At 47.0% G+C, this 21,455-nt stretch carries 18 protein-coding genes and 3 pseudogenes; 13 read left to right on the plus strand and 8 right to left on the minus strand.

What is annotated here, in order from left to right; translation table 11 throughout:
• The first annotated feature begins 10 nt into the window (after nucleotides 1-10).
• The 3 genes and pseudogenes from AB4P94_RS27715 (at nucleotide 11) to AB4P94_RS27725 (ending at nucleotide 3,000) form a co-directional block, all read left to right on the plus strand.
• Nucleotides 11-862 (plus strand): universal stress protein, encoded by an 852-nt coding sequence (locus tag AB4P94_RS27715; RefSeq protein WP_016970271.1) that lies wholly within the window; start codon nucleotides 11-13, stop codon nucleotides 860-862.
• Between the two features lie 91 nt (nucleotides 863-953).
• Nucleotides 954-1,354, plus strand: a pseudogene (locus tag AB4P94_RS27720) (NUDIX hydrolase); the annotation flags it as partial.
• A 971-nt stretch (nucleotides 1,355-2,325) separates the two neighbouring features.
• The gene (locus AB4P94_RS27725) at nucleotides 2,326-3,000 is read left to right on the plus strand and encodes a hypothetical protein (protein WP_031319643.1); all 675 of its coding nucleotides are present in this window, start codon (nucleotides 2,326-2,328) and stop codon (nucleotides 2,998-3,000) included.
• 118 nt (nucleotides 3,001-3,118) lie between these two features.
• Here AB4P94_RS27725 and AB4P94_RS27730 read toward each other — a convergent pair whose 3' ends face one another.
• Entirely contained in the window at nucleotides 3,119-4,030 is a 912-nt protein-coding gene (locus AB4P94_RS27730) for a LysR family transcriptional regulator (RefSeq protein ID WP_016970268.1), read from the minus strand.
• Between the two features lie 197 nt (nucleotides 4,031-4,227).
• Here AB4P94_RS27730 and AB4P94_RS27735 point away from each other — a divergent pair, with 197 nt between their 5' ends.
• From AB4P94_RS27735 to AB4P94_RS27750, 4 genes are all read left to right on the plus strand, one after another.
• On the plus strand, nucleotides 4,228-5,364 hold the full coding sequence (locus AB4P94_RS27735) for an MFS transporter (RefSeq protein WP_232620249.1): 1,137 nt from the start codon (nucleotides 4,228-4,230) through the stop codon (nucleotides 5,362-5,364).
• Between the two features lie 205 nt (nucleotides 5,365-5,569).
• The gene (locus AB4P94_RS27740) at nucleotides 5,570-6,700 is read left to right on the plus strand and encodes a maleylacetate reductase (protein WP_081493164.1); all 1,131 of its coding nucleotides are present in this window, start codon (nucleotides 5,570-5,572) and stop codon (nucleotides 6,698-6,700) included.
• A 94-nt stretch (nucleotides 6,701-6,794) separates the two neighbouring features.
• Nucleotides 6,795-7,358 carry an NADPH-dependent FMN reductase gene (locus AB4P94_RS27745; RefSeq protein WP_016970266.1) on the plus strand — a complete coding sequence of 188 codons (564 nt, stop codon included), beginning with the start codon at nucleotides 6,795-6,797 and terminating at the stop codon, nucleotides 7,356-7,358.
• A gap of 295 nt (nucleotides 7,359-7,653) precedes the next feature.
• On the plus strand, nucleotides 7,654-8,052 hold the full coding sequence (locus AB4P94_RS27750) for a nuclear transport factor 2 family protein (protein ID WP_080519962.1): 399 nt from the start codon (nucleotides 7,654-7,656) through the stop codon (nucleotides 8,050-8,052).
• 130 nt (nucleotides 8,053-8,182) lie between these two features.
• On the opposite strand, the gene AB4P94_RS27755 is transcribed toward AB4P94_RS27750, so the two are convergent.
• Nucleotides 8,183-9,097, minus strand: coding sequence for a LysR family transcriptional regulator (locus tag AB4P94_RS27755; RefSeq protein ID WP_031319642.1), 915 nt, complete (start codon nucleotides 9,095-9,097; stop codon nucleotides 8,183-8,185).
• A gap of 189 nt (nucleotides 9,098-9,286) precedes the next feature.
• Here AB4P94_RS27755 and AB4P94_RS27760 point away from each other — a divergent pair, with 189 nt between their 5' ends.
• Together AB4P94_RS27760 and AB4P94_RS27765 are read left to right on the plus strand one after the other, a co-directional pair.
• Nucleotides 9,287-10,159, plus strand: a complete 873-nt coding sequence (locus tag AB4P94_RS27760) for an intradiol ring-cleavage dioxygenase (RefSeq protein ID WP_080519961.1) — start codon at nucleotides 9,287-9,289, stop codon at nucleotides 10,157-10,159.
• A 316-nt stretch (nucleotides 10,160-10,475) separates the two neighbouring features.
• A complete protein-coding gene (locus AB4P94_RS27765; RefSeq protein ID WP_130886734.1) occupies nucleotides 10,476-11,006 on the plus strand; it encodes a DUF1566 domain-containing protein in 531 nt (176 codons plus the stop codon).
• Between the two features lie 103 nt (nucleotides 11,007-11,109).
• Here AB4P94_RS27765 and AB4P94_RS27770 read toward each other — a convergent pair whose 3' ends face one another.
• The 5 genes from AB4P94_RS27770 to AB4P94_RS27790 form a co-directional block, all read right to left on the minus strand.
• Nucleotides 11,110-11,949, minus strand: a complete 840-nt coding sequence (locus AB4P94_RS27770; RefSeq protein WP_177007486.1) for a LysR family transcriptional regulator — start codon at nucleotides 11,947-11,949, stop codon at nucleotides 11,110-11,112.
• Nucleotides 11,950-12,116: 167 nt separating this feature from the next.
• Complete coding sequence (locus AB4P94_RS27775) at nucleotides 12,117-13,574, minus strand: amidohydrolase family protein (RefSeq protein ID WP_016976645.1); 1,458 nt, start codon at nucleotides 13,572-13,574, stop codon at nucleotides 12,117-12,119.
• Nucleotides 13,575-14,624: 1,050 nt separating this feature from the next.
• Entirely contained in the window at nucleotides 14,625-15,419 is a 795-nt protein-coding gene (locus tag AB4P94_RS27780) for an iron-containing alcohol dehydrogenase (protein WP_080519959.1), read from the minus strand.
• Nucleotides 15,415-15,753 carry an iron-containing alcohol dehydrogenase gene (locus AB4P94_RS27785; RefSeq protein WP_157786650.1) on the minus strand — a complete coding sequence of 113 codons (339 nt, stop codon included), beginning with the start codon at nucleotides 15,751-15,753 and terminating at the stop codon, nucleotides 15,415-15,417. Before AB4P94_RS27785 ends, AB4P94_RS27780 begins: the two co-directional genes overlap by 5 nt.
• A 353-nt stretch (nucleotides 15,754-16,106) precedes the next feature.
• Nucleotides 16,107-17,024, minus strand: a complete 918-nt coding sequence (locus AB4P94_RS27790) for a LysR family transcriptional regulator (protein ID WP_016970263.1) — start codon at nucleotides 17,022-17,024, stop codon at nucleotides 16,107-16,109.
• A gap of 593 nt (nucleotides 17,025-17,617) precedes the next feature.
• On the opposite strand from AB4P94_RS27790, the gene AB4P94_RS27795 reads away from it, so the two are divergent.
• The 3 genes and pseudogenes from AB4P94_RS27795 to AB4P94_RS27805 form a co-directional block, all read left to right on the plus strand.
• Nucleotides 17,618-17,857, plus strand: a complete 240-nt coding sequence (locus tag AB4P94_RS27795) for a hypothetical protein (protein WP_395608339.1) — start codon at nucleotides 17,618-17,620, stop codon at nucleotides 17,855-17,857.
• Between the two features lie 100 nt (nucleotides 17,858-17,957).
• On the plus strand, nucleotides 17,958-18,161 hold the full coding sequence (locus tag AB4P94_RS27800) for a hypothetical protein (protein ID WP_130886733.1): 204 nt from the start codon (nucleotides 17,958-17,960) through the stop codon (nucleotides 18,159-18,161).
• A 489-nt stretch (nucleotides 18,162-18,650) separates the two neighbouring features.
• Nucleotides 18,651-19,369, plus strand: a pseudogene (locus AB4P94_RS27805) (IS3 family transposase); the annotation flags it as partial.
• A 7-nt stretch (nucleotides 19,370-19,376) separates the two neighbouring features.
• Here the strand turns inward: AB4P94_RS27805 and AB4P94_RS27810 are convergent.
• Nucleotides 19,377-20,545, minus strand: a protein-coding gene (locus tag AB4P94_RS27810; RefSeq protein WP_395608340.1) for an IS3 family transposase whose coding sequence is annotated in 2 segments (ribosomal slippage) — nucleotides 19,377-20,284 and nucleotides 20,284-20,545 — 1,170 coding nt in all. Because the reading frame shifts where the segments join, the coding sequence is not laid out codon by codon here.
• Nucleotides 20,546-20,621: 76 nt separating this feature from the next.
• On the opposite strand from AB4P94_RS27810, the pseudogene AB4P94_RS27815 reads away from it, so the two are divergent.
• Nucleotides 20,622-21,398 (plus strand): annotated as a pseudogene (locus AB4P94_RS27815) (IS3 family transposase); the annotation flags it as partial.
• Between the last annotated feature and the right edge of the window lie 57 nt (nucleotides 21,399-21,455).

Below are 21,455 nucleotides of genomic sequence, written 5' to 3' on the forward strand. Positions count from 1 at the left end.
GAGAACGACAATGACCCACGTAATGGCATGCATTGATAACTCACAATCCTCATTGACGGTCTGCGATTACGCAGCATGGGCCTCGCAACGACTCAGCGCCCCCCTGACCTTGCTTCATGTGCTGGATAAGGAGAAATATCCTGCATCCGCTGACCTCAGCGGAAATATCGGTCTCGGTAGCAGAGAACATCTACTGGAAGAGTTGGCCACGCTGGATGCGCAGCGTGCAAAACTGGCCTTGGAGCATGGGCAGCATATGCTTGAAAAAGCTCGCGAGCGAACAGTCATCTGTGGCGCCATGTCACCTGATTTGAAGCAGCGCCATGGCCATCTCGTCGAGAGCCTGAGCGATCTCCAAGACGATATTCGATTACTGGTGATTGGAAGAGTCGGTGAGGACAGCACGCGCAGTGCCCAAAGTCTTGGCAGCCAGATTGAAGCGGTAGTCCGAACTATCCACCGCCCCATCCTGATTACAACCAGCCACTTCAGGAAACCTGAAACGGTCATGGTGGCATTTGACGGCAGCGCTACAGGCCACAAGACCGTACAGATGCTTGCTTCAAGCCCGCTGTGCGAAGGCCTGCCAATTCATATCGTCATGGTTGGTACGGACTCTGAAGAAAATCAGAACGAGCTGGAGAAAGCACGAGCCACACTTGCCTCTTTTGGCTCGCTGGTGCATGCCGAGATCCGCTCAGGCGAAGTAGAGTCGTTACTGCATGCGTATCAGGCAGAGCACGGCATTGACCTCTTGGTCATGGGGGCGTACGGGCACTCACGCATCAGGCAGTTTCTGGTAGGCAGCACGACCACGACGATGCTGCGTACATCCACCGTACCCGTATCGCTGCTTCGCTGAGCCAGTTCCACTGGCCAAAGTATTTCCAGGGCTGCGGAAATACCGCGGCCACCCTGACGATGACTAACTGATTTTGTCGTAACGAGACCACATGCAACTCATAACTGAAATTGTTTACCCCCAGCTGAAATCCAAGCAGGACAGAGTATTCCGTCGACATGCATCTCGCAGCATCGTGATGCGGGGTGAACAGATCCTGTTGCTGTTCACCAAGCGCTATAACGACTTCAGCTTTCCTAGAGGCAGCCTTGATGGTGACGAGGACATGTCACAGGCCTGAAGCGCGAGCGTGAGGAAGAGTTTGGTGCTCGTGAAATACAGGTGCTCCAGCGCTACGGTTAAATCGAGGATGTGCCGTCCTACTGGAAGCCACAGTACGATCTGATGCAAATGACCTCGGATTATTATCAATGCGAAGTAGCGCCCCCCCCGCCAGAGCCCGTGAGAATGGAAAGCCACGAAATCGCTAATGGTATGCGGCCAGCATGGATCAGAGGCGCATACGAGCGAGGAATAATGGCGGTACATTCTGCCGCGGGGAAACCCTGAAAGTCATACAAAGTAAACAACCTTAAATACCGAAACCATAATTATCCTGAAGTGGTACTATTAGTTACATCTAAAGATTGCTGATGCCTCACTAAAACTATCTACTTTATGAATGCGGTTGAAAGCACACACTGAGATCGACCAGTCAAGCATCATTGTACGATTTTCCGTAAGGACAAAACGAATTGGGCCAGTTTATCTAAGTGCCTAGAGCTCCTAAAATGCTGCTTATAACATGAGGGAACGGTATCAGTAGCTAACATCAAGCCAATCACCGACCTGTAGTATAGTAAAAAAATCTGTGTATACCGATGCCGATTATACGGAAGTCGACAAGCAGGATGAGGATTTGACCGAACAGCTATCTGGGAGGACGGACGACACCGTAACTATTCTAAATAGGGAGTGGAGCCTGGCCCCTAAAGCGAAGCGTAGTAGTGGGTGCTTGAGACATATACGCAAACTAAGAAAAAGCCCAAAAGTCGGTTTCGGGGTAAGGAGAAGGGTCAGGTCAGCCATATGAATGTGCGACTTTTCGGATTGACCTAACACGTTGATTGCGCCGTACATCCCATGAGTGGCAAGTAAGCAGCTGTTAGGCACAGGTAGTGGCGCCAGTAAACGCGCAAATCGCGCCGAAAAGTGGGGTGATAACCATGTACAGCCTATCGGACGCTTCAAATTGATAACGCTCTGCGTTAGCGCGCTTAGGCTGAAACCGCGGATTTTATCGGAGCTCCCCTAGTTCCAAATATGGGCCTACGAAATCAAGGTGTGCAATCTAACTGCAAAGACTGGGTATTAGCGGTGTCTAAAATTCATTGAAGACGTTTGTTTGAAAACCGATACATTATCTAAAAATCAATAACGCACAGTAAAATGTTGGTACATAACTGTTTTTTGGGGGATCCCTAATGAAACTAGGTACATTCTGCACACTAGCCATAATATGTATACTAACCGGTTGTTCAACTCCTGTCGCACCACCAGCAATTGTGCTACCAGATAATGTTCTGGGCATTTCTATGAACCGCACTAAAGAAGACTTCATACCGACTGGCGATCAGATTTCTATAGGAGTGATACTTAGCGAAAATACCCAAACCAATCTAACGTATCTACGACAATACCATAACAGCGCGGGTACTGGCTTCGGCAAGAATCTCCTAGTAGAGTCGATTCGTGACGCATACATATCAACATCAGACCCTCGTCTGGCGGTAGACTGGCTAAAGGCCTCTCTTCGACGGGAGTTCGGCCAAGTGAAAGAATATCCGGATGTGCTGAGCCTAAAAGCAGCGAAACCCGATATTTTGGTAGTGGTCGACTTTCGTTTTCAACTTATCACCTCTCGAAACTCCGAGATTAAGGCGAATGTAGCGGCACATTTCTACGATAGAAGCTACAATCATCTCGGAACGGCAAAAGGAATTGATGAAAAAATACTCTCCCCTATTTGGGCAGGCAACAAACGCACCGAAGAAATTGTTTCTGACATTTATGAGCAAAAGAAGGTGCAAATCAGCGCACTACAAAAATTTGATCGCTCACTGAAAGACTTGTTAGCGCATAAGAGTGATAAGATCTAAACAAATAGCGCCTTTTTTACACGAGCACGGTAAGTGCCTATTACTTCAAAAATATTGCAACGCTACGCCTTAACGGTTGAGAAGGATCGTTAAAACCACAAACTCAAAAGATTCACTGTTAGCTCCAGCGACGCTCGAAATCATTCCTCAAAAAGTGGTCAGTTAAGGCATCAACGAAAACTCTGACCTTGTTAGGGAGGTACTGCCGTGTCTGATAGGCGATATTCATAGTAAGGCGCGGCAAGTCCCAATCATTAAGTAATGTAATAAGCTCTCCCCTCTCAATATGATCATAAATAGCATATTTTGGCTGTGCCAAGATACCCATTCCATGCAAAGCTGCATTAATGGCTATTTGGCCATCATTCGTACGCAACGAAGAGTTAACATTCACGATTACTTTTTGATTACCCTTTTCAAAAGGCAACTCATTGGGATTGTTCGCATAACTGTAAATTAACATTTTATGTTTGGTTAGATCCTCTGGTATAACAGGCATACCATACGTAGAGAGATATTCTCGAGAGGCAGCAAGAACTCGTTTTGTTACAGCAAGCTTTCTGATGGTCAAATTGCTGTCTGCTTCAAATTCACGTGTACGAATTGCCAAATCCACATTATTTTCCACAACGTCTAAGTACTGATTAGCTGCGATAATATCGACACTAATATCTGGATAGGCTTTATTAAACTCAGGTAAAAGCGGCTCAATATGCAACAAGCAAAAAGAAAGGGACGCAGTGATTCTTAATGTTCCACGAGGATTACCAACCGCATCCTTTGCAACTGCTTCAGCCTCGCCTAGGTCGGACAAAACGTCCTTGCAACGACGATAAAATTCCATACCGACCTCTGTCAACGCAAGGGAGCGAGTGGTGCGATGTACCAGGCGCACTCCGAGCCGCGTCTCAAGCATGCTTAGGTGGCGGCTAGCACTGGATACCGGTAGGCCCAGGACGTCAGCAGCACGACTAATGCTTGCTGCCTCTGCCACGCGTACAAAAAGTTCAATTTCGCGAAAACGGTCCATGCCAGTATTCCACTGAGTAGAAAGGTGTTTGCCAGAACTCTGTCTGTTTCTGCGTGTTTAGAAAGAATAACATTGCGGTGCGCCTTGCAAAAGAGCTACTCGCGAGTCATTGCAAATGATGTATCTTACAAAAATTACAGGAGGCAACAATGATATGCGTTAAGCACCATGTGCTCATCGGAGGCTTTCTGAGCTATATGTTCGATGCATTAGAGATAGTTATACTGGCCATTGCGCTACCTTCAATCATAATCGATACAGGGATATCGCGGACAGACGCGGGGCTGCTAGTAACAGCTACTTTATTAGGGATAGGCCTGAGTAGCGTTACAGTCGGATGGATGTCAGATAAATTTGGAAGAAGGCGAGCCCTCCTGTCATCGTTAACCTTCTTTGGATTATGCACCTGCATTATGGCAGAGCTTCACTCCTGGGAACAAATGTTAGTGCTAAGGTTCGCCGCAGGACTCGGGCTCGGTGGTGTCTGGAGCATTGTGTCCGCTTACATCTCCGAAACCTGGCCAAAGGAGAAACAGGCTAGAGCCACGTCGTTAGTGTTGAGTTCATTCCCTCTAGGCGCCGGGTTTGCCGCAGTGCTCTCAGCGCTTATTTTACCTGATTACGGCTGGAGAGCACTGTTCTTCACCTGCGGTGTTTCTACGATCATTCCAATCATATACGTTTTCTATTTTGTACCAGAATCGCCAAAATGGATTTCCGAGCGTGACGTTACTGCGACCGTTGAAAACACTTCTGGACCACTTGAGATTTTCAGTGGAAATTTTTTGCGCCAGACAATGTTCGCCACGTTATCAGCATCATCTTCACTCCTCGCGTACTGGGGGGTAACATCTTGGTTACCAACCTACTTGGCAGCAGAGCGAGGCTTTGATCTCAAATCAATGTCGGGATATTTATTTGTATTGAACGCATCCACATTCATAGGTTATTTGATTTTTGGTTTTTTTGCAGACCGTTATGGAAAGCGTTTATTAGTCGTGCTTTCGCTGCTCGCGACCGCCATGGTTCTTCCATTCTTTGCGTATGCTGAAGATCGAGCGACCCTCATGGCGCTAGGAGTTACTTACGCTTTCTTTCTAGTGTTCCCAGGGCTTTATGGCTCCTACTTTGCGTCACTATATCCGACTCATATCAGAACGACTGGTGCAGGATTTTGTTTCAACATAGGTCGTGGCATTTCAGCGCTGGCACCGTTTGCGCTGGGTTCTCTTTCGAACCAGATCGGCTTTTCATTGGCACTTTGCCTATGTGCGGCGCTTTACTGCGCCGGAGCAATTTTCGCGTTTTTTTTGCCCAGCAAGCCAAGCTGGTAAACCGAAGAGCTCTATAAATCAATTAAATTTACGAAACCCCATAATGCAGCTAAAACCGGTCCGTTTACCGTCAATGGGAACACAAACGAATTTAACGTCCACTTATTTAGTCTGTTCAAAACGATAATTTTTTTGCAAATCATCCGCAGGCTGATCAAGAATTAACGAGCTTTCAGCTCCCCAAAACAATACTAAGGATTCAGCGATGAAAAAAAATAGTAACTCAAACTATGAAAGTACGTTATTAGAAAATTTTACATATGCAACGTTTCCACAACGTGTTCTATTCGGTGCTGGACGCTTAAGCGAACTCCGCGCAGAAATCGATGTTTTAGGGTTTACACGTCCGTTACTCATTAGCACACCTCGCCAGAGGCCACTGGCCGAAATGGTGAGTGTAATCCTCGGAGCCCAAAGGGTGGCAGGTATCTTTGACCGCGCGGCAATGCACGTTCCCCTCGAATTAGTGCGTGAGGCATGTGCGTTAGTGAAAAGAATAGGAGCTGATGGTCTAATCACCATCGGTGGCGGTTCTACCATAGGTTTGGGAAAAGCCATTGCCCGTGAGTTAGGCATTCCAACGGTAGCGATTCCCACAACGTATTCAGGGTCGGAAATGACCGCGATATACGGTATAACTGAGGCTGGGATAAAAAAAACTGGCACAGATCCAAAAGTATTACCTCGGACCGTTTTGTACGACGCTGATTTGACTTTAGAGTTACCGATAGACATTAGCATCACCAGCGCCTTAAACGCTATTGCTCACGGCGCTGAGGGTCTGTATGCCAAAAATCGAAATCCAGTCACGAATATAATGGCTGAAGCGGGTATAGCCGCTCTGGCTCGCGCAATTCCCAAATTCCGCAAAAATGATGGCAACTTCTGCAGCACTGGTGAAATGAGAGTTGCACGTTCCGATGCACTCTATGGGGCTTGGTTATGCGGGGGTGTACTCGGCAGTGTGACAATGGCCCTCCACCACAAACTGTGTCATACCCTCGGTGGCAGTTTTAACTTACCACATGCTGAAGTTCATTCCGTCATTCTGCCACACGCACTCGCCTATAACGCAGAAGCCGCGCCAGAGGCGATGGAAATTATCGCACGGGCCATCGGCACCGAAAGTGCCCCTGCCGGAATATACGATTTAGCTTCAAAAAACGGCGCGCCAACATCACTTCGGGATATTGGCATGCATGAATCAAATCTTTCACTGGCTTGCGAGCTAGTTCTGAGTAATCAATATCCGAATCCACGCCGCCTCGAAGCCGAACCAATACACCGGCTACTCCGCGACGCATTTGAAGGTAACGCACCCTCTCCTACTACATGATGACGAACATAAAACATCAAGAATAATTCGAAATACTCAGCGTAGAATCCTCACCCAAAACTAGTGCTTCAACCACCGAAAAAGGTAATACAAAATGAGCCGTATTTATTCTATCGCGATTTTAATTGGAAGCTTAAGAAGAGACTCTACTAATCGAAAGATTGCTACCGCACTTAATGAACTGACAGCCGGAAAACTGACCCTCAACATCGTGGAAATCGGAGACCTGCCACTCTACAACCAAGATTTAGATGGAGATATTCCACCACCCTCTTACACATCATTTCGAAATGCACTGTATAACGCTGATGGCTTCTTGTTCATAACGCCGGAATATAATCGATCAATACCAGGAGCGTTAAAAAACGCTATTGATGTAGGATCACGGCCTTACGGCAAAAGTGCGTGGGGTGCCGCAAAACCCGCTGCCATCATTACTACTTCGCCTGGTCAAATCGGTGGGTTCGGAGCGAATCATCATCTTCGCCAGTGCTTCGTTTTTCTTAACCTACTATGTATGCAGCAACCCGAGGCCTATCTAGGTAATGCAGGTAGTTTCTTCGATGAACACGGAATCCTGAATGAAAACATCAAGTCCTTTTTACAAAACATAATGGACGCTTTTTTCACTCATATCGAGTCCTCTTTAAATTCATAATATGCCGCGAAAACATCCCTAACACGCGACACTTAAGGGCGATAGTACCACAAACATCTGACTGACTTACCCTCTTCAACTCATGAAATTCTGTGGACACCAAAGTCGCCCTTAATTACACGCAACGCTTAAAAGCTATACACTTAAAAGCCTAGAGCACGAAACACAACGCACGTAAAAGAGATCACATCACAATCAGCTTTCAAATTAAAAATTGGATACTTCATATTTTTTGAGTCAACACATCAACCCTGCCCCCCTTCCCTTACCACAAACTTAAGATTTGAGGATTATCATGAACACTACTGAACAAATCGAGTCAACTATTCGCGCTTTGGAAAATAAGCGCTATGATGCAGTAATGAACAAAAATCTTGAGGAGCTCGCCAAACTTGCACATCCAAAACTTTCCTACGCTCATTCTTCTGGCGGAGTAGACACTTTAGAAGAATACCTTCAAAAAATTAACACAGGCTTCTATGTATACAAAAAAATCGAACATCCAATTGATTCTTTTACCATCCTAAACAATATAGTATTGGTTCGCGGAGAAATGAATGGAGAGATAATTGTAGGGGGTGAAAAGAAAACTCTAAAAAATAAAACACTGACTGTATGGGTATATATAGCTGAAGAGTGGAGGTTCCTTTCATACCAACCTACGCCAACTATCCGAATGCCATTCATATCATAAACAACTCCCGAGCCACATTATGATACTTTTTTAGACTTTATGGCGATGGACACACGCTCATACCCATTGCCATATTTAATATAACCCACCTAATTGCAAATTTTAGCGGCGAGAGAGAGCCGATCTTCACTCAGCGCATCCAATAACGCTCGTAGCGTTCTTTTTGAAATCTATTTGCCAGAAACTCAATAAACAACCTCGTTTTTGCAGGCATATAACGCCGCTCTTGAAAGGCTATATTTATAGTCAACGTGGGAAGACTCCAGTCGTCCAGCACCGGAATTAAACGTCCTGCTATTAAATCGTCATGAACTATATATTTCGGCTGCACGAGGATGCCCGCACCAAAAATTGCCGCGGATCGTACAATCTGGCCATCGTTAGTTTCTAGAGTCGGATCTATCTTTATAGACTTGCTCACCCCTTCTTTCGAAAAATTCAAAATCCGAGGTTGATATGCATGGTTATATAAGAGCATATTGTGATTGTACAGATCTTCCACATCCGTAGGAGCACCTCGACTTCTTAGGTAGTCAGGGGAGGCGGCAAGTATTCGGCGAGTATGTGCTAAACGTCGAATAGTTATGTTTGAGTCTATCTCAAACTCCCTTATCCTTATAGCCAAATCAATACCACTATCGATGATATCGCAATAATGATTCTCCCCAAGAATTTTAACATTTATTTTTGGATAAGCCCTTTTAAATTCAACCAACAGTGGTGAAATATGAAGCACCGCGAAAGAAATTGATGACGTAATTGTTAAAGTACCCATTGGCTCAGCTAACGAAGTAGTGAGAGACGCCTCAGCATCACGAAGTTGACCTAGCAGGCTCTTACAGTGACTGTAAAACTCATGCCCTGCCGGAGTAAGCGATAATCTTCGCGTATTCCGTTCTATTAGCCTCACACTTAAACGTTTTTCCAGTGCGGCGAGGTGACGCGTAGCTGACGCTGTAGATATATCAAGCAACTCTGCAGCTTTACTCAACGTACCCAGTTCTGCAGTATGAACGAGTACTTCGAGTTCAGTTAGTCGATCCATATCTTGACTCCTTACAGACGGCTTGCTGCTTCAGATGTGAAATTGACAATTTCGATTTTACTATTTTATTTGCGTGATGGACACTATAATTTATTAGAGCTTTTTCAAACTGCTTTTCCGATAAAACATTATTTACCCACCGAAACGACGAATCAGCAATTTAACAAAAATATTAGTAGGAGTGGCCTCATGCGAAACCTAGATGAACAAACCATCACCCAAGCTGTGCTTGCGCGTAATGCAAGCACTGAAGATCACCGCCTTCATCAAGTGATGACTAGCTTAGTTCAGCATATGCATTCTTTCGCAAGAGAGGTTAATCTTACTGAGGGTGAATGGCTTAAAGGTATAGAGTTTCTCACTGCGATAGGCAAGATATGCTCCCCCACAAGGCAAGAATTTATTTTGCTTTCCGACACTCTAGGTCTCTCCACGCTAGTCGTCGCTCAGAATCATAAAAAGCCAGAAGGCTGTACTGAGGCAACGGTATTTGGCCCTTTCCATGTCACTGGCGCCCCCCGCTATGAACTCGGTGCTGATATCAGCAACGGAATGCCAGGTACTTCTTGGTGGGTCAGCGGAGTGATTCGGAATCTAGATAACGAGCCAATCCCTTATGCGGAGTTAGAGGTTTGGCAGGCAGACGATCTTGGATTCTATGATGTACAAAACGTTGAATTTACGGAATATCAAGGCCGTGCAGTATTGCGTGCTGACGCTCAAGGAGCCTACCGATTTCGGACCATAGTTCCTAACGCCTACCCGATTCCGCATGATGGTCCAGTTGGAGTAATGTTAAAAGCTCTGAATCGTCATCCTTGGAGGCCTGCCCATTTGCATTTTATGATTTCGGCTAAAGGTTATGAGCGTTTAGTGACGCATGTGTTTCGCGAATCCGGTGAATACTTAGACTCTGATGCTGTTTTCGGTGTCCGTTCATCCCTCATTGCCGAGTGGCAATACCATGGCACGGGAGTAACGCCCGATGGTCGAAACTCTGACACCCCCTATTACACTTTAGAATTTGATTTTGTACTCAATGCGACAGGCCTAGAACAGTGAATGACACAAAAACCACTCGACAAATCAAACGATGCCATCAACATTACAAAAAACTTACTGATCTATAATTGTTGAGTTGTGATCGCCAACCATTTAGGCTGGCTTTCCTGCCTATCACTGCAATGTCAACAAACGTGTCATACTAAACTCCGAAGACCACTAAGATTGAGTTTAACGAAGTGTACCACTGAGCATCCACATAAGGCATACGGACAATCCTCCACAACTCTTAGATTATAAAAAATATACAGATAAAATTGCTAACAAATACTAATAATTCCAGATTCATATACTTATTTAAAGAGGAAAATATAAAATGAATATGAATATTCCCCCTGCCATCGGAGAACTATGGAAAAGTCAAGGCGGTGTTTATGCTGGCGTGATACGTGGAGAGATAGGGAAACTGGATTATCATTTAATTATACCAACACAGTGGTCTCTAGTTAATAAAATATCTGCTTATGGTGGTTACGACATCGATGAGCCAAAAGCTGCTAGTCGTTTTGACGGACTCGCTAATACGCGTTATTTAATTAATAGCGCTCAAGGAAATCATCCAGCTGCTAGGTTATGCGCTGGCTTGGTATTGGAGGGCCATAATGATTTTTACTTGCCATCAATTAATGAGCTCGCGCTATGTATGGCTAACGTTCCGGATTTGTTTGAAAAAAAATGGCATCTAAGTAGTTCACAGCTTTCAGCAACACACGCATTGGCACTATCTTTCGACGGTGGTTCCCAGATCGGACTAGACAAATTCCTTGAATTACAGGTCCGACCTGTTCGAAAGTATACTCTTGATTATCTTTTCAGCGAAAAAATTCAGGGTGCGAAATTAGTTTAATCCGATACAACCGAAAAAATCTTCCGATCACGCTTAATTTCACTTCGCTCTAGCATACGCGAATAACTATTAAGCATAATAGACCCGCTACGCACTATAGAAGCTAGTTGACTCTAAGCTCAGCAGTTACAAATTCCACAAATTCTCGCACAATTGTAGATCTTCGCATATTAGGGTGATAAAGCACCCAAAGATCATGCCCAAAGTTTGTTGGTGGACCATCAAGCTTTACTAAAGATGCCCTAGCATTACCGACAAAACACGGTAGATAGCCAATACCAAATCCGGATTCGATGCTGTCTGCAAGCGCTAATACGGAATTAACCGAAAAAGTTATTCGTTCAGCCGACACATTTTTTTTAACAAATTTTGATGAACGCAGTGAGGAAAGGTTATCGCAGAGCGTAACCCAGTCACATTGAAATAATTCAGTATCTCGCGGCTGGTGGGAGTTGATGTAGTCTAGCGCTCGTCCGTACAAAGCCCATTCAGTACGCCCTAAGCAGCGCCCCACTAAGTTCTCCGGTGGCGCATCAGTCGCTCGCAAAGCTAAATCGGAATCGGAAGTTGATAAATTTAAAGCGCTATTATCAATTGTTACTTTTACTTTAATTTTTGGCTTCCGTAGTTTGAATATCTCGAGCATCGGCATTAATATATGGAAAAGTAATGTATCATTTGTGGTCAAGCGAAGCTCGCCTGCAGGGTGAGCGTTTTGGTTAGACAAACTTTGCACCACACCGTCGATGTCCTCATCTATTCGATGAGCAAGCTCCACAATCGCGATACCAGCAGCAGTGAGCTCATAACCTCCTCTGTGGCGCTGGAAAAGAGGCGTTGCCAGCTGAATTTCAAGCTGTCGTAGTCGCCTGAATACTGTCGAAGAATTGACTGCAAGTCTCGTCGAAGCCCTCGCTAAACTTCCTGTTTCAGCGACGGCCATGACGAGCTTTAGATCGTTCCAACCTAACCTGTGTGAAAGACTACTCATCATGCCCCACATTCAGAATGTGAATAAACCTAGATAGTAGAGCATGTTCGACATATCTGTGTAGTATTTTATGGGCATATTTTCAGCCTTAAACGACATACGAGATATTAACATTTAGCTTATGATTCCAGTAATTCCCCGGCTGCAGCGCGAATTCGCCGGGCCGAGTTCTGAGCGTCATTGATTATTCTAGTCTCGTCGTAACCTATGAGCCGCCCACCACGCTTCACAATTTTACCGTCAACAATAACCGTATCCACATTATTGGCTGTTGCGCTTTGAACTACTGCAGTCTCGAAATTGCTGACTGGTGCTATATTTAAATCATTCGATCTAAGCATGATAATATCAGCGCGTTTACCCTCGCTAATAGAACCAACCATGTCGCCTAATCCGAGCGCAATCGCTCCATTAAGTGTAGCCATCTGAATTACTTCATGCACACTGATTTTACTAGCACCGGAATTTTCCGTTCCTACCCAAGGGACACCTAAATTCCATGTAAATCGCATCATTTCAAACATGTCCGGCGGAGCGATTGAAGTAGCATCGGATGAAAGAGATATACAAAGTCCTGCTTCACGCATCTTCATAATCACGGCTCGCGCATCTCCCGTGCTGCTCAGCCTGAGCTCCGAATGAGTTGCTATCGTGATTGGCGTTTTGGTCCTGGCCATGGCTGCAAGATCGTCGTTACTGGCAGATATGTAGTGTGCAATCAAAAAGTCCGGCCCGAGGTATCCGCGACGCTCGTATTCAACCGCATCTGCTGTGTTAGGAGTTTCTTGCGGTGCATGGATGGCTACTGGAAGCCCTACTCGCTTCGCATACTCCATCTCCTTATAAAAAGTTGCCTTGTCACTTTGAAGTGTACCTCTTAGATTTAACCCCAGGTGCACCATCCCTTCAAATTTGTCATTCCTGCCGAACCATTGACTTTGAACCCTATCAATATCGTTGTAAGGGTTTACTTTATCAGGCCCGAGACGATCAACATGGCCGTATGAGTATCTGGCCCTCATGTGAGAATTTTCGAGGGCCTGTAACTCTGCATCCGCATGTTCGGGCGACCTAGTATTATGGGACCAGTTATGTACCGTTGTAGTTCCCCCATTCACTAACTCTACCGATGCCAACATAACACTGTTATAAAAATCAGTTGGTGTGTAAAGTGCTGAAGTAGCAAACTTTGCGGGATAGTAAGAAAACCCTTCTTTCCTAGCCGTAAAGCTTCTCCCAATAGCGCTCCACATATGATAGTGCGAATTAACAAAGCCAGGCATTACTATCATGTTCGTTGCGTCGATAATATCGGCATCTTTTTCTGTAAGGTTTTGCCCTACACGTTCGATTATGCCATTTCTAATCAGTATATCGGCGTTGGGAAGAGTTCCGATATCTGGATCAACCGTTATAACCGCCGCATTTTTTATCAAATATAATCCGCGCTTAATTTGTTTTTTGCTGCTGATCCTGCTGGGCTTACCCAGCGCAGTTGTAGAAAAAAGGGGACCTGCGAAGCTAGCAAGTGCACCTACGCCTATGATTTTCGAAAAATTTCTTCTACTGAAATTCATGCTATATCTCTTTTTTAGATTTATTGGATATAAATGAAATCAACCAAACGATTGCATGAGGTCATAGAGCTTAAAACTCAGCCATCCTTTGATGGCGTTCCACCGTATTTATACACTAGATGTGATCTCTCAAATTTGCATTTCTGCAATTTTCGTTTTGCATTAATGTAGGACGCGACTTCGTGATCAAGGAACTGCTATACCCTCCCTATCTCTGTGGAGGAATCACAGCACCGCCCACGGAAAGGCGCAGCACGCTGATATAGACACATTTAGATTCTCGAAATCGGGTGGTACCGAACCGTGGCATGCATCTAGTATCAGGTCAGCATCCAGGTGGCTTACAACACAACAAAACTTCGACCGAGCTTTCAATCAGGTATGTCAAATGCATCATGCATCCTCCCGTCGATAAGTGGCCGTTAATACTGTTTCTATCCGACCAGAGATTTTCTCCGACTCAAGCTTTGATTGGGGAGGTTAACGACTCGGGAAGTGGCGAAAAACAATGCTTTAACTATGAAACACAACGCAGTCGGCGCGTGGTATTTAAACCAACGCTGATGTGGTGCTCGGGCAATGGGGCATACATGACACCAGTGAGCTGATAGAATAACGTACGACAATCTTGCCCCCCGCTCGGGGTCGACCTCAGATCAGAAGCAAAATTCTTAGTCTGCAATCTGCCTCCAATAGCTGCCGGGTGATTTTTCCAGTTTGGTCGACACACAGACTTGGGCTACGGCTTTATTCGGAGTCACAACAACGATCTTCGGCGTCAAAGCATCCGATTCAGCATGCGGCTTGAGCGAAATCGATCAAGGCCCAGTTAATTGCACGCGGATTGGAAGCTGCAGATCGAGAAAATGAAGAACAGAGTCGCTTGGCAGATGTGACAACCAGATTTACAGGAGATAAAACCTTCCGACCAAAACACCTTTTCGGCACAGTGATTTGAGTTGACAAACCCAACCCAAACGACACAAAACCAGACTCATTAACTGAACAGTGAGCGACCACCGAGTCGTGCTTTGAGAAAGAGCTTGAGCTCTATACGCTACAAGGTGGGCGTCCCTCAAAGGCATTGCGTAGCAACACGCTAAAAGCATTTATTTCAAGCCCGCGCAGATTCACATGCTCACTCATCATGACTAGTTCCCGCGCGCGTATTAGATCCGATTCTCGCATGCCAATATCGCGTAAGGCTGTAGGGGCACAGTTACTGAATGCCAAATCGTACATCCCCTGAGGAGCATGCGGCGCGCTGATGGCATTCACAATGTTATCCATGGCCTCTGGCTCGAAGATTTCGTTGTAGGCTAGCACATGAGGAACAATCACTGAGTGAACATCAACATAAGATAAGTTGAAGCCTCGACAAAGTATTTGGCACAGTTGGTAATGCAGGGACATCGTAACTTTATTACGCACACTTCCACATAACCAGGCACCATAAAGTGCATTGGTGCGTGCCGCCAGAATATCGCCCATTTCACTGATACCGTCGCCGTACCTACGCAATGTAGGTATCGCACGAGCAAGGGCTTTTATACCAGCTTGTGCAATCAACTTAGTTACTGGATCATGGCTTTTTGAATATAGACCTTCGGCCCCGTGAGCGATTGCGCTAATAGCGCTAGAAATGCTAAAATCTAAAGGTAAATCAGCGGTCAACTCTGGATCATACAAAACTGTACGAGGCAAAATCTCGTTATTTGATATAGTTTTTGTAGTTTCCCTGTCATTTAAGTCGAACGCATTAATCATTTCTGATCCAGAGTACGTTGTTGGAATTGCGAGAGTGGGTAAATTTAACTCTAGGGCAATAGATTTACCGACATCAATAGCTGCGTCGCCCCCCTATGGCAACTACTCCATTCGCTACACATTTCTTTGCCAAAGAACATGCTTCGCGAACATTTTCTGTAGATATATTCGTTGTAGGCTGGTCAAAAATACCAGCTACTTGTTCGGAGCCGATTGTTACCTTTACTAATTCAGCGAGTGCTCGCAGATTAGACGTGCAAAGAATCAGTACTCGCGTAATCCCCAATGCTTCAATTTCAACTCTTAGTTTCCTTATGCTGCCTGCGCCAAAGACAACACGCTGTGCATTTTTTTTGTGATCAGAATCTGCTACCGAACGCTTTTCGCTGCTGTGGCGATCTAAAGTTTCCACTATGTACTCTCTGGGCCCACAATCAGTGCCAGTTTGGGATCTTTGCGCGAAATGACCGAAGCCCTCTCACGATGGGGCTAAATTCTTATGGCTGGTCACTTCAAATCCAGTGGATATCACGCCTCGATTATCTGAACATTAAAAATATCGCCCCAACAAACCCATCAGGTCTTCTGTCTTAGCAAGCCCCTCCATTGACGGACCTCCCCCATCAGAGAAGAGGCGATAATTAGCACAGCCCCATGAAATGTCCGTGTTAACGATTATATTTTTTGCCCGCTCTCTATTCAGCATATTACTCACCTCGAGCGATATCCAGACAAACCGTGAGGACACTAACTCCGCTTTAAACACTATTTCGGAGCCCACAGAGGATCTTTCGCGATTAAGGTAGTAGCCCAGTCGGCAAAAGCCCGAACTCTTGCCGAAAGGTCACGGGTCGCGGGATATACCAATGAGACAGGCAGGCTCGCCATTTGCCAGTCAGCCAACACTTCGACCAGACTTCCTATTCTCAGATGTGAATCGGCTTGCGCCCTAGGAAGAAACGCCACACCTAGTCCCGCCACAGCGGCTGCAGCTGCAGCTGCGCCGTTGTTGAAATACACCGTTGGAGGGTGATCAAGAGTGAAACGCTCTTCTCCGCGCACAAGTGTAGGCAGATGCCGCCTATTAGTAGCCGGGAACTTGAAACCTAGGTGTTTATGCTCAGCAAGATGGGAGGGGACATCAAGGTTCGGGGCGCGAATCAGATAGGAAGGAGAAGCGCAAAAACAGTAACGCATCACTCCGATTGGGCGGGAGATCAGATTTTGATCCGAAACGCGCCCGACGCGAATGGCGCAATCCACGCCCTCCTCTACAAGATCTATGACGCGCTCATTGCAACTGATCTCCAGGTGTATCTCAGGAAACCTGGCAGCGAAGTCCGGTAATGAGGGAGCTATCAACAAAATACCTACTGGGGACGGCATTTCGATCTTGATATGACCGCGAATTGCGTTGCGATTTCGAGAAACAGAAGCTTCAAGCTCGCTGACGTCCTCCAGGACAATTCGAGCGCGGCGGTAGTAGGCCGCGCCTTCGGCAGTCGTGGAAACCTTTCGGGTCGTCCGATGCAGTAACTTTATACCAAGTAGGTTCTCTAGAGCCTGAACCTGACCTGAAATCGTCGTCTTGGCCAGATTCAACGACTCAGCAGCGCGACTGAAACTGCCCACTTCAACGATTCGACAAAATGCTCGCATCGCTTCCAATCGGTCAAATGCCATTGTACGGGTTTCCGTAAAAACAAAACGTATCATCCAGTTTATCTGAGTATCGTTTTTTTCTAAAGTACACGTATCCACAGCTCGATCGAACACCCAGCCCATACGTAGAAACCGCCGTGCATCTTTCTAACGTAAAGCCCAACGAGGGCATAGGTACAAAACACTTCGATTGGATCAGGCCGCCTCGCTAATAGCACTAAGATACACAGTCTAAATTAACCGCTGTACCTAGTCATGTACGCTAATGGCATACCGTGAGCACGGCTGAATTCCACGAAAGCTGCTGCTCGTCATCCACGCAAAAAAGAAGCCTTATAACGACAATCAGCGCGCTAGTATTGACTCACAACCATGAACCTTACCAACATCACAGTAGAGATAACGTTGCGTTAATACCGTACAGACAAAAATCCAGAACTAAGACCCCGTAAACTTCTACTCGAATGCATCTTCCCTCTTTGAACTTAACACTTTCTCTCAGGAGAGGTTTCCCGTACTCGCTTATTGAGCCTTGATTACAAACCTACACCAAGTGCATATCCAACCTGAATTTTATCTGGCGCTTCATTGCGCATCAAACCTGAGGAGACACCATGAAATATTTTCTAAAGATTGTTGCAATGCTAATTTTAACCCTCCCTTTTTTCGCTTATGCTTCTGACGGCGCGGAAGCACTGCAGATCTTTCATGAAAGGACTAGGGCATTTTTCGTTCAACAACAGGCGGAAATTGCAAAGCACGAAGAGAAAGATCGCGAAAAGGCTGAACAAGAAAAAAAGAAGCAACTAGCGCCAATCAATCGACCGACGAGAAATCCCAAAATTGGAAACTAGCCTACTCGTGAATAAATATTAGAAATGTACTTCTGTTCGTGCCAATTTAATAACCATAAACGGAGTTCTCGCGACTATATTGTTAATCCGTGGTTGCCGTATGAAGCCCGATCAAGCCCCCTTCCCTGTCGCGATGACCAGCGCATCCCTTCAAATGGTAAGAACCTGGTATAATTTCAATAGACGAGTAGCTGCTATTGAAACAGTAGAGATTCGCCCTCGTGCTAATGGCGACATCACTCAGACAGATTACCGGGAAGGCTTTGAGGTCAACAACGGTCACCTGTTTTTCGTCACCGATTAACGCCCTTTGCATCGAGTTAGTATAGAACACGAACACAGCTAGCACGTGCTCGTGCTTCGATTACACTCGCCAGCCAACAGGACCTACGCGCAAAACAGCTGGTCATCGGCGCTGTATCGAAAGAAAAAGCGCAACAAAAGAGTGGCGCTAACGTTCAGAGCCTTGCCGAGGTGCATGCGAACGAATCCATGTTGACCGCCGCCGCAATAAACCTCGAGTTTACTAAGGCCCGCCCGCCAATTGACGGCCGCATCAGCCGGGCGCAACTCACACTCGGTAGCCTCGCCGTTGGCGATCAGTCCGTTCTTACATCAGCCGTATCTCAACACTCGGTTTATGCTTAATTCAATCCGAACGAACATATTTTCTTGAATTACCAGAGCACATTGAAACATTCCGAAAAACCGCCGTGCGAATTGTTTGTTGGCGCTGATTGAAAACTGCGCCAGGGGGATGCAGCGAAAATCTTGGACTACTTGGAAGTAGCTCATGTATTCATACGGAGACTCCATTCGAGCGGTCGAGCTCTACATAAAAGTGGGAAAACGCATTGGGGTAACGATTCTTCAGTTGGGCTACTCTGCGAAGAACTTTTTGAAGAGCTGATATGCAGAGTATTAGTGATGTCTCGACCTGGCGCGTGGCTACGAAACCTCGAAGTCGAAGTACTTACTGGTCCAAAGGAACAGGCTGTCGAGTACATTCTCGAACACAGCTGCAACATCGTCGCTACAGTCCAGGCGCTGGGCTACCCGGCACGGGATTCGTTGCGTGCCCGGATTTACGAATTGCACCCCCGAGTTACATATGCGTGTTGTTGGGCGATCTGACGGGTTGACTCGCCCGCCAACGATGAAGCAAGCGGCGGTTATCGCGCTGTGCACGCGAAAAGAAAGTGCGAAAGCCCTGGCTGAAAAACTATGCGTATGTAGGCCGACCTTGTACAACCGAAAAAAAACCAACGACTCGGCCCAGACGTATCTGCATCCATGAAGCGCCGACTAGAATCTCCATCCTCACCGGACCGGAGGAATTATAACGACAACTCGAATCTCTCAGGCTCGACTTGCGCGGCTGTGGCTTGAACACGACCTGTTGATGAGGGCGAATAAACTCATAAAAAAGACACGGGGGTCGACCAGAAAATCCTGACCAACCGGGAGAAGACATTGATGGCTGATGTACTGAGGCAGACACACTCCTTTTCTGTAGTGGTCAACAATTCCCGGACACGGAATTGAGTTTTTCCTCAGCAACCGCCGGCGGCACAAAACCGTTGTACTGATGTGGCCGCGTCCAGTTATATCGCTGCATGAGGTATCGACCAATGTCCTGCTCGGCCAACGCCGTCGTCATGTACCCGACCGTCGGCACCCACTCGGTTTTCAGGCTACGAAACAGCCGTTCCATTGGCGAGTTGTCGTAGCAATTTCCCCGTCTACTCATGCTTTGAGTCATCCGATAGCGCCACAGTCGCTGGCGGAAACTGCGGCTGCCGTATTGGCTTCCCTGATCACTATGAAACATGACATCTCGTGGCCTGCCACGCATTTCATAGGCTCTGTCGAGCGCCTTGATGACCAGATCGGCATCGGGTCTGGAAGACATCGCCCAACCCACCACCCTGCGACTATACAAATCCAACACAACGGCCAGGTAATGCCATCGCCCTTGCGCCCAGATGTAGGTGATGTCGCCGCACCAGGCCCTGTTCGGTGCTGCCACGGTGAACTGCCGATCAAGGAGGTTGGGAATGTCAGGACGTTCAACTGTCGCTTTCTTGTACGCATGAGAGCCGGGCTGCTTGCTGATCAATCCTTGCTCCTTCATCAAACCTCTGACCTTGAAGCGTCCCACCTCGATGCCCTCGTCGCGAAGCATGGCAGCGATACTGCGGCTACCGGCAGAACTACGGCTTTGGCTGAACAGTTCGTTGATGTGGCTGCGCAGGCTCACCCGGCGAACATCGATACGACGCCGCCGGGCCAAATGGGCGTAATAACAGGATCGGGGCAGCTCGAACACTGAACACAACAGTTGAACGGGATAGTGCTTGGCCAACTGCCGAATCGACCTCAACGTCTGCGCCCGTGTTCCTCGGCCATCAAGAGCGCAGTGGCCTCCTTTAAGATTTTCTTCTCAAGCTCCAGCCGGTTGATGCGGGCCTGAAGCTCCTGAATCGTCTGCTGCTCCGGTGTGAGCGCCTTGGCAGTCGGCGTAACTCCTCCACGCTCCAGCTGCAACTGGGCGACCCAGCGCCGTAATGCCGTTTCCCCTACATCAAGGGGTTTGGCGGCCTCAGGGCAGCTATAGCCTTGGTCGAGCACCAGGCTGGCAGCCTCGCGCTTGAAGGCAGGGGTGAAAGTACGTCGTTGTCTGCTCATTGAACACCTCTGTGTGGCGATCATCTTCGCCTAAAAAGGTGTCCGGGGTTAGTAGACCACTACATTTCTGAGCTGCTTAGCCCGAAATCCCTATTACTATCATCGAGCCCGAATGCAGGGCGCGGAAAACTACACTGAAGTACATCGCGCCATGGCAGAAATCTTCGTGCATAATCATCGCTGCTATGGCTACCGGCGTATGAGGGCTTCGCTGAACCGGCAACGGTGTGTCTGCCAGATAAGGTTATGCAGCGCTTGATGAAGCAGGATTGCCTGGCCGTCGTCAAGGCAAAACGGTCTCGATACGGTTTCTACCTCGGGGAGATCATTCGCGCGTCGGAAAATCTCGCGAACCGCGACTCCACAGCTGTTGCTCCGAATGAGAAAAGACTAAATGACATCTCAGAGTTCCAGATCCCGGCTGACAAGGTGTACCTGCCTCCCGTCATCGACTGCTTCGATGGGAGGTCCATCAATTGATCGATCGGCACGCGTCCCGACGCCGAACTTGTGAGCACGATGCTAGACGCTGCCGTCGAAATGGTGGCGGGCAACGATAAACGGCCTGTGGTTCACTCCGACCGTGGAGCGCACTACCGCTGGCCCGGCTTGTTATTCCGCATCGCTGATGCGAAGCTGATTCGTTCGATGTCGCGCAAGGGCTGCCAACCTGATAACGCAGCTTGTTTGACCGGCTGAAAACAGAGCTGCTCTATCCTCGCAACTGGCAGTCAACGAGCATCGAGCAGTTCATTCAGGCCCTGAACTCATACATTCGCTGGTATAATCAATATTTCCCCTCGGCGCTCTCAGTCCCGTTGAGTATCATGAGAGCCTGGAGTTCGTTGCATAAACAGTGCAGATTTTGTCCCCCCTGGGTCAGTTTTCGGTCAGCGGCAACACATGCTAG

Origin of the sequence: Pseudomonas sp. B22129 (assembly GCF_044218875.1) — a bacterium.
Lineage (GTDB): Bacteria > Pseudomonadota > Gammaproteobacteria > Pseudomonadales > Pseudomonadaceae > Aquipseudomonas.